Source organism: Endobacter medicaginis (assembly GCF_014192375.1).
Classification (GTDB): Bacteria; Pseudomonadota; Alphaproteobacteria; order Acetobacterales; family Acetobacteraceae; genus Endobacter; species Endobacter medicaginis.
In genome coordinates this window covers 1-8217 of record NZ_JACHXV010000036.1, presented here as the reverse complement: position 1 = coordinate 8217, position 8217 = coordinate 1, and the positions used below count along the sequence as shown (strand labels likewise).

The window sequence follows — 8217 nt, the reverse complement described above, 5'->3', positions numbered from 1 at the left end:
TCATCTGAGAGCCGTTATCTACCCCGCATCTCAGTCCTCACCGACGGACGCGCAGCTCACACTGGCCGTAGGCTACGATTTCCGCATCTCATGCGGCAACAACGCCAGTGAGGAACGTTAGCATACTAACGTATTTCAATATCGACCCTCATCTCAGATACCGCGCACCGTATTCCGCGCACATCTCATCATGCACACCGCCCTGCCCGTCGACACCCATCGCCGCCTCGGCCCGGGTCATCTCAGCCGCAGCGGTCCGCATGTGCCGCACAGCTGTCGCCGAGTCAGCCGCAGCCGCATCTCGGGCCGCAAACAGCGCCTCGGCGGCAGCTTTCAGCGCCGGGAAATCCAGCCGGGATTCGTGAACGGTAAGTTCGGCATCGGTCATCTTCATCCCCGCACGATAGCCGTGGTCACGGCCGGCGGGAACGGTCGGCAGAGACCCAGAACGGCTGAGCTATTCACGTTGCTATTCAGCCTGCCCGGTCCGCATGGCGATAACTCACTGAAAACGCCCGAGACACACCCCGGCGACCTATTCACTCACCTATTCACCGGCCCTGTAATCTGCGAGCGGCGAACACGAGTTCATCGTGCCCGGCCATCAGCTCGTACGCCCGCTGCCGAGCCTGCCTCAGCGCATGCACAGCACCCGCCACCTGCCCGGCATCCGACACACACGGTTCACCGCCATCACGCCTCTCCAGCGACCAGTCATCCAGCCAGCTGAGCGGCGTCAGCATCCCGCGGAGCACGTCATCCTTGATGCGCCCGCACATCCACTCCAGACCGTACCCTGATGGGTCTTGGTCGCACATCTCATCGCCGGCCAGCATGCCGATGCCGCCGATTTTCGTAGCCGCCATGTATGTCCACAGCGCCGCCAGCTTTGCGTTTGCCGGCACCAGTAACTCCGCGGTCTGCAGCTCGATTTCGCTGTATCGATAGAAATGGGCGGCGAGTTCGGCGTCGGTGCTCACGATGAATCTCCGGCCGGCGGCTGTAGACCCGTCGACTCAGCACATCAAGCGAAATCGTTCAGTGCTCGGCTATCGAGATAGTCCCGGAATCGTCGGTCGAATTGTGTACGTAGTGAGCCGCCGCTCGTTCGACTATAAGAGCTGTCGCGCAGCAGCCGAGATGGCGGTCGCTCAGAGCCGTCGCCGCGGTCGAATTCGAGCCATCGCGCGAGTCCGATATCGGTCTCGCTGATTCCAGATTCCGCCAGCTGTTCGATATGCTCTTGTTCGAGATGGCATCCCAGCACCGGCGTCGCATCCGCTCCCAGGACCCTGGCGGCTACACGGAACGGCGACGACGTGAATCCGTCCCCGCCGTCGATACCGATATCCGGCAAACCCTCGACGCCGGCTTCGTCATCCAGCGCGACCCAGTGCGACACATCGTCATGAGCACCTAGCCACGCCTTGACGTCGCTGCGCTTGCCGCCGACTACCGGGCACGCGAAATCGACATGCCACAGGCGCCCTTCGATGCCATGCCCGGTCAGCAAATCGCGCACATCAGCCGGGCGGTGCGTTCGCCGCCAACTGCTCATCAGAACGAGCTGGGCTGGGGCTGCGGTGCAGAGAGCGTTCACGAGCGTCATCGCTGACGCATTGAATTTCACATGCTCGCGATACACGGATAGCCGGTCGCGCGCACTCTCCAGTAGATGCGCTGCCGCACGGTTCTCCGGCCTGAGCCAGTCTACGCCGCTCAAAATCACGCCGTCGATGTCCAGGAAGATAATTCTCGAATCAGTCTGCATGCGGTGTTTTCCAGGCAGAAGGTCGACCACCTAGGAGCAGTCTGGAACGCCTAACGTGGTCAGCATACGCTGCAATAGTTTCGAAATCTGTTGTTATCCACCTCAGACGCTCTTTAGCGGCGAAGTTGCCAGCATGCAGCCATGCTGCAGTAGGCAGTAGGACACCATCGATATCGAGGAACACAACCGCACTGCAATCAGATGGCTCGGCAGGCTTGGGACCTAGTGCTTGCACGCACCGCACGGCTGCTGTGGTATCGAGTCCAACGAGCGGATTCACATACTCCGGGTTCTCAAACCCGTCGCGCTCGGCTTCGTCATCCAACACAAGCCAGTCCGTGACGTCGGGATGCCGCGAGAGCCACTCTTGAGAATCACGGAGCTTCGAGTATGGGAACGGCTGGGTCACTTCGCACGCATAGTCCACATGGAAATGCCTGGGCTCGATGCCCTTCCGCCGTAGCGTTTGATGAATCCACTCGGGCTCGAAGTGCCAGCGCCAGCTGCTGACGATGACGACCTTGGCACCGGTAATGCGGCAGATTCTGTTGAGCAAGCGAACAGCGTGAAGGTTGAACACGACGGCCTGCAAGGCGTTCATCAGCTCACGAAACCCGGCGTCACCAGATTCACGGAGCAGGCATGCTCTATAGTTCTCTGAGCTCGCCCAGTCGGCGTCGGTCAACATTACGCCGTCGATATCGAGAAAGATTACCCTGGTTCCAAGTGCCTTAGTCACAGTCACGCCTCCGGACGGCATTTTTATCTCAGAACAGTGAAATAGTCGACCGGTTATTTGTCTGTATCACTTACAATGTCCTGAAAACGAACACCATTTGTCTTCGGGAGCACGTCTATGTCGCGCAAAGCAAAACGCTCGTCATCATCACCATCGAAGCCCGACACCGACGGCTACAGCGCACCGCCGGAGCGCTGGCAGCACGGGTCCGCGGTCACCATCGCGCGTGACCCCACGACCGGAATCCGCACGCAGAGCGTCGCCGGCGCATTCGAGCACATGCTGCGCAGCGGTTCGCTGCAGCCGAGGCACAAAGCGGCGGCGGACCGCTGGTTAGCCGATTTCGAATTCGGCGTGTTGTCAGCTCGCGACCCCGAAAAACGGGGCACTGGGGCCGCGGGCTCGCATGACGGATTCACAGTCGCTCGCCTCGACGCCGTCAACAAATACTTCAAGGCAAAATGGTCGCTGGGACCGGCAGCTCACGCACTGCTGGAGCCGGTGCTGCACGAGCGGCTGTCGCTGACCGTGCTCGAATCCCGCCTGGGTCGCGACCGGAGATATATCAGCGGCAAAATCGAGGCAGCACTGGAGCGTCTCGTCGAACACTATTACGCGGTCGACAACCCCGCCGCCGCTCGTCGGCACACCATCGTAGGCAGCAACGACCATCAGCCGCCGGTTGCACAGGCTGCATAGCGGGCAGTCGACGAGTTCAGGATTTCGATGCCGATTTTGCGGAGTCGCTTGCATCGGTATCGGTCATCGTTCTCATCAAGGAAACAAGAATCCTGGGAGGGGACAATGGGCACTATGAGACAAATCGTCGATTTCATCGCGCATCTGCGTGGCCAACAGCGCGGTGAGTATGCAGAGGCGCAGGCGACTGCCGCCAGGCTTTCGCTGACTGAGACTGCACTGCTACAGATGCGCGTGGAGAATGAGCGTCTTCAGAGCGAGCTCAAGGAAGCGCGCCAGGACGGCCATGAATTTCAGGTCGACCTATTCCGCACGCGCAGATACGTGCGTTCAGCAGACGAGGAACTGCGCAGAGTCCACCCGGCTTCACAGCGCGCTGAAAATATTCGCGAACTTGCTTTCTACATATATCCTGACGAGCCGCTCGATGGTCTGGAGCTGATGCCGGAGATGCCGGGCGTGATGCGCCAATACCTCCGCTCGCTGCCGTTTGCGGATATCAAGCGTGTGCAGGACGCTGAATGGGTCGAATTGCTGAAGTTCGCGGATGACCCAGTCCGCAATCCGCTACCGGCAGTGACACGACTGTATTCCGACTTCGCTGAGTCGACTCAGGCAGCGGGCGTTGAATACAAGGACACCGGGAACGGTGAGTATTTCAACCCCGATTTCACCTCGCCGTATTGCAGATAATAGGAGATTGCGATGTTGAAGAATTTCGCACAGGTGATTCGGTCGGCAGTCGCCGCTGCGGTTCGTTCGCTGCGGACCGTGTTTCGGCTCGCGTTCATCGGCGGCAGGTATGTGCTGCAGCAGTCGGTCGAGGTCGTCGAGCAGGTCGCAAGGGTGCCGCTGTCGGTTGCAGGCATCGGAGCCGATTTCGTGGGTCAACTCGGCGCCAGGTTCCGGCTCGCGATGGGAGGGGCACAGCACGAGCAGCAGAACGAGGCGTCGGCTCGGCAGCGGGGCGTAGCTCAGCAGAACCGGCAGGAGCGCTCTACTGATGCCAGCGCCGCCGAGCGTGCACATCTGAGGCGCCAGGCGACCGCGATGCGGCGATATGCAGCAGACCGGCTGGCTGGCCGAGATTCCGACGAGCGTGTTGTACAGCTGCTGCCGGCGCCGGTGCGTAGCTATCTCGATGCCCTGGACCGCGATGAGCTTGAGCTCGTGATGTCAGCTCCGGGAACGGCACTGATTACAGCTATCAGCTCGCAGGGCGGCTACACGGTGCGCGGTGTGCGGCCGATGGGTGATGTCGTCCAGGCGCCTGAGCGGGCATCTGACGCATCGGCGACGGCAGACCAGGCCCGAAAGATGGCAGCTGAGTTGAACTGCTCGGCCCAGCTCGCCCCGTCCAGGTGACCGTGACACCCGGCAGACGGATTACTGCCAGGTGTTCTTGCGCACCGCAGCCATCAGCTGCTGCAGCGAGCTCTTCAGGTTCTCATTCTCTGCACGCGCTGACCTAAGACCGCTGGTGAGCGTAGCGATGATGGCGTTGGCGTTCGCAAGCTCATCGCGCAGCTCGTCGATTTCGCGACTCACACGCTGCGCCCGGATTCGATTCGTATCACGCTGAATCTCGGCCGTGCGGGCATCGATACGTCGTGCCGCCGCGGCATCCTGATTCCGAGCCGCAGCCTGGCGCTCCGAGATGATGTCCGCTGCGAGCCCAGCCACGGCGCCAGTCCAGTAGCCGATGCTGTTAACCGTCTCGTCGATAGCGCCCTGCGCAGTCCCGTGCCTCATATTCGTGTCTCCAGTTGCCAATACGCTACTCATAGACATCGGCATATGTCAACAATAATATTCATATTCGTGAACTATTATCGCAATCACGGTCACGGGATGCGTGTCATTGACAAGGGGCATGCTTGCATAACTGAACGTATTTTCTTGACATCGCGGACACGACTTGCTATCTTGACGCCATCATCGCCGACGTGCGTTCCCCATTGGCATTCAGCGATGCGTTTCCTCCTGTTGGTTGAGAACTGGCGGCGGCTGTGAGCAATCCGGCCGCCGCTGTTTTTCGCGCCGGACGGAATCACGATATCAGTTCAGGTCGTTTGAGCCGCCGAGCGCCGCCATCGTGTTGGCCCGGTTTGCAGCTCGCGACCTGATTCAATCACACAGCATATGAGGGCCAGGCGACGGCCGGGAGCCGACGATGGCTATCAATCTCAGGCAACGGCGCTTCATAGAAGCGTACCTCGCCGAACCGAACGGCGCCAAAGCGGCCATTGCAGCCGGCTATGCCGCAAGTGTGGCCAGGACGACTGCATGCAAACTTCTCAAACACCCGGACATCGCTGCTGAGATTGAAGCCGCGAAGGCAGCATCAGTCGCCCGTGCTGCCGTTCATGCCGACCGCATCGTGGTCACGAAGGACCGCATCATCGAGGAGCTGGGGCGGATAGCTTTTGGTGACATCAGGCGCATTTCAACTTGGGGTCCGGGCGGCCTGGCACTGCATGAATCTGTCGACCTGGACGCAGATAGTGCTTCGATGGTCAGCGAGATTACAGAGAGCAGACAGGGCCGCGAGACCCGTGTGGCTGTCAAAATGCACTCGAAAATGCAGGCCATCACGCTGCTGGCGAAGATTCTCGGCATGACCGACAAGCGTGAAGCCGACGCCGCTGATACGTCGCACGTCGGCATCGCTGACGACGACGACCCGGAAATCGACGATGCCCAGGACGACCCGAAAGGTACCTAAGCAGCTTGAGCAGCGTGCTCGACTGACTGCACCGCAGGGTCTGATTTATCGCGCCGGATGGCAGCCTGATGCTCGTTTTCGGACTGCTGTCTGCGGCCGCCGATTCGGAAAAACGTTCCTGGCTGTCGAGGAAATGCGGCGTGCTTGCCGGCTCGCTGTTCAACGTAACGTGCCGCCGGAGAACGAAATCTGGTACGCCGCGCCGAACTTCAAACAGGCGAAACGCGTATTCTGGCGCCGGCTAAAGCGCGGGATTCCGAGCACGTGGCTGGCATCGAAACCCAACGAGACTGACTGCTCGATGCTGTTGACCTCGGGGCATATCGTCCGGTGCGTCGGCCTCGATAACTATGATGCGCTGCGCGGAAGCGGGCTTTGGTTTGTCATCGTTGATGAATGGGCCGACTGTCCGCCGGAAGCGTGGACGGAAACGCTGCAGCCGATGCTGAGCACGACGTCTGGGCATGCGCTGTTTATCGGTACCCCGAAAGGCTACGACCACCTTCGTGACTCTTATATAGATGGCCAGCCGGGCGGAAGCTTGGACGCCAGGTCGTTCATGTTCACGACGCTCCAAGGCGGCCAGGTCTCGACCGATGAGCTGCAGAAAGCCCGCTCCCGGCTCGACCCGCGGACGTTCCGCCAGGAATACGAGGCGAGCTTCGAGACGTTCGCCGGTCGTGTGTTGTACGCATTCAACCGCGCCGACAGCGTCCGACCGATGCCTCTCGATGCGAACCGTCCGCTGCTGCTGGGCATCGATTTCAACGTGAATCCGATGAGTTGCTCGGTCTGGCACCAGGCCGGCGACGTGCTGCATCAGGTCGACGAAATCGTGTTGCCATCGTCGAATACCGACGACCTGGTTGCTGAAATCAGACGCCGATACGCGCGCAATGGCTTGCTGCAACACATAACGGCATATCCTGACCCGGCCGGTGCTCAGCGCAGGACGTCAGCCGGCGGTCGCACGGACATCGCGATTCTACAGGCCTCCGGCATGCGGGTGGTCGCAATGTCGTCGCATCCCCTGGTTCGCGACCGGCTGAACATCACGAACGCTCGCTTCTGCTCTGCGGACGGCTCCCGGCGCGCGTTCGTCGACCCGCGATGTGTGAAATCCATCGAATGCTATGAGCGACTGGCATATCGCGAGGGCACGAATGAGCCGGACAAATCCAGCGGATACGACCATTTGGTCGACTGCTGCGGCTATCTGATGTTCGGCCTGTATGCCTACAAGTCGCCTCAGGCGCAGCACATCAACGTGTTCGGTCGATAACTCACTACACCGAACCGCCTACAAATCGGGCCGAACATCACTACAGCGGGCACCCCACCCCTGTAGTGAGTTTGCTCGCCTACGCCCAGGGGGCTGACATTGGACTGGCAGTCTCTGAGGGCTTCGATGCCGACCGATTCCGACCTGTCGCCACGGTGCCGGCGCTTGCTGGCGCTCGATGCCGTGCTGTCTGGCGCGCAGTATGACCACCTGCGGCACGCATTCAGCGACGAGATTTCAGGCGCGGGCGAGTATATCCCGCTGAACAACCGTCGGCCGTCTGTGCGCACGAATCTGTGCCGCACCGTCGTCGATGACAGCGTGTCGCTGCTGTTTTCAGAGGCGCATTTTCCGACGGCGCACGCACCTGATGCCCGCACAGCCGAGGCTCTGATGGCATGGATGAAAGAGCGTCGGCTAAATGAAATCATGGCCGACGCAGCGACGCGTGGGTCCGTCGGCTCGGTCGCGTTGCTGCTTCGTGTCCTGCGTGGAAAACCGTTCGTGTCTGTGCTGCCGACCGCGACACTGACGCCGACCTGGGACCCAGAAGACCCGGACAGCCTGCTGTCAGTCACTGAGCGCTATAAGGTCCGCGGCACCGAGCTGCGGGCACGCGGCTACGCGATTCCTGCCGACGCCGATTCCGCGAGCTTTTGGTTCCAGCGTTCGTGGGATTCCGACAGCGAGACCTGGTATCTGCCGATATCGGTATCTGACGCCCGGGATGGCAAACTGCCCGCCGTCGATGCCGACCGCACCATCCAGCACGGGCTTGGTTTCCTGCCCGTAATCTGGATTCGAAATCTCCCGGGCGGTGACGAAATCGACGGCATGTCGACGTTCGAGCCGGCAATCAGCACGGCCATCGAGTGCGATTATCAGCTCAGTCAGGCTGGCCGCGGGCTGAAATACGCGAGCGACCCAAGGCTGGTCATCAGAGACCCCGGTACCGGCGTCGACGGCGGCTCCAGGCCGATTACGGGCGGTGCGGCGAACGC

The 8217-nt window shown here is 60.8% G+C and carries 10 protein-coding genes and 1 pseudogene; 6 read left to right on the top strand and 5 right to left on the bottom strand.

The window, feature by feature from the left end:
- Positions 1–148: 148 nt before the first annotated feature.
- The 4 genes from FHR90_RS16525 to FHR90_RS16510 form a co-directional block, all read right to left on the bottom strand.
- On the bottom strand, positions 149–388 hold the full coding sequence (locus FHR90_RS16525) for a hypothetical protein (RefSeq protein ID WP_183275543.1): 240 nt from the start codon (positions 386–388) through the stop codon (positions 149–151).
- Between the two features lie 163 nt (positions 389–551).
- A complete protein-coding gene (locus FHR90_RS16520; RefSeq protein ID WP_176623231.1) occupies positions 552–980 on the bottom strand; it encodes a hypothetical protein in 429 nt (142 codons plus the stop codon).
- A 44-nt stretch (positions 981–1024) separates the two neighbouring features.
- On the bottom strand, positions 1025–1771 hold the full coding sequence (locus FHR90_RS16515; RefSeq protein WP_176623233.1) for an HAD domain-containing protein: 747 nt from the start codon (positions 1769–1771) through the stop codon (positions 1025–1027).
- Positions 1761–2531, bottom strand: a complete 771-nt coding sequence (locus FHR90_RS16510) for an HAD domain-containing protein (protein ID WP_256124065.1) — start codon at positions 2529–2531, stop codon at positions 1761–1763. The genes FHR90_RS16515 and FHR90_RS16510 overlap by 11 nt, the downstream gene beginning before the upstream one ends.
- A gap of 96 nt (positions 2532–2627) precedes the next feature.
- Here FHR90_RS16510 and FHR90_RS16505 point away from each other — a divergent pair, with 96 nt between their 5' ends.
- From FHR90_RS16505 to FHR90_RS16495, 3 genes are all read left to right on the top strand, one after another.
- Positions 2628–3209 carry a hypothetical protein gene (locus FHR90_RS16505; protein ID WP_176623237.1) on the top strand — a complete coding sequence of 194 codons (582 nt, stop codon included), beginning with the start codon at positions 2628–2630 and terminating at the stop codon, positions 3207–3209.
- Between the two features lie 114 nt (positions 3210–3323).
- Positions 3324–3902 (top strand): hypothetical protein, encoded by a 579-nt coding sequence (locus tag FHR90_RS16500; RefSeq protein WP_176623239.1) that lies wholly within the window; start codon positions 3324–3326, stop codon positions 3900–3902.
- A gap of 12 nt (positions 3903–3914) precedes the next feature.
- On the top strand, positions 3915–4574 hold the full coding sequence (locus FHR90_RS16495; RefSeq protein ID WP_176623241.1) for a hypothetical protein: 660 nt from the start codon (positions 3915–3917) through the stop codon (positions 4572–4574).
- Positions 4575–4595: 21 nt separating this feature from the next.
- Here the strand turns inward: FHR90_RS16495 and FHR90_RS16490 are convergent, their stop codons facing one another.
- A complete protein-coding gene (locus FHR90_RS16490) occupies positions 4596–4961 on the bottom strand; it encodes a hypothetical protein (protein WP_176623243.1) in 366 nt (121 codons plus the stop codon).
- A gap of 421 nt (positions 4962–5382) precedes the next feature.
- Between FHR90_RS16490 and FHR90_RS16485 the strand changes: the two genes are divergently transcribed.
- From FHR90_RS16485 to FHR90_RS16475, 3 genes and pseudogenes are all read left to right on the top strand, one after another.
- Complete coding sequence (locus FHR90_RS16485) at positions 5383–5934, top strand: terminase small subunit (RefSeq protein ID WP_176623245.1); 552 nt, start codon at positions 5383–5385, stop codon at positions 5932–5934.
- Positions 5906–7216 (top strand): terminase, encoded by a 1311-nt coding sequence (locus FHR90_RS16480; protein ID WP_176623247.1) that lies wholly within the window; start codon positions 5906–5908, stop codon positions 7214–7216. Before FHR90_RS16485 ends, FHR90_RS16480 begins: the two co-directional genes overlap by 29 nt.
- A gap of 126 nt (positions 7217–7342) precedes the next feature.
- Positions 7343–8217, top strand: a pseudogene (locus tag FHR90_RS16475) (phage portal protein); the annotation flags it as partial.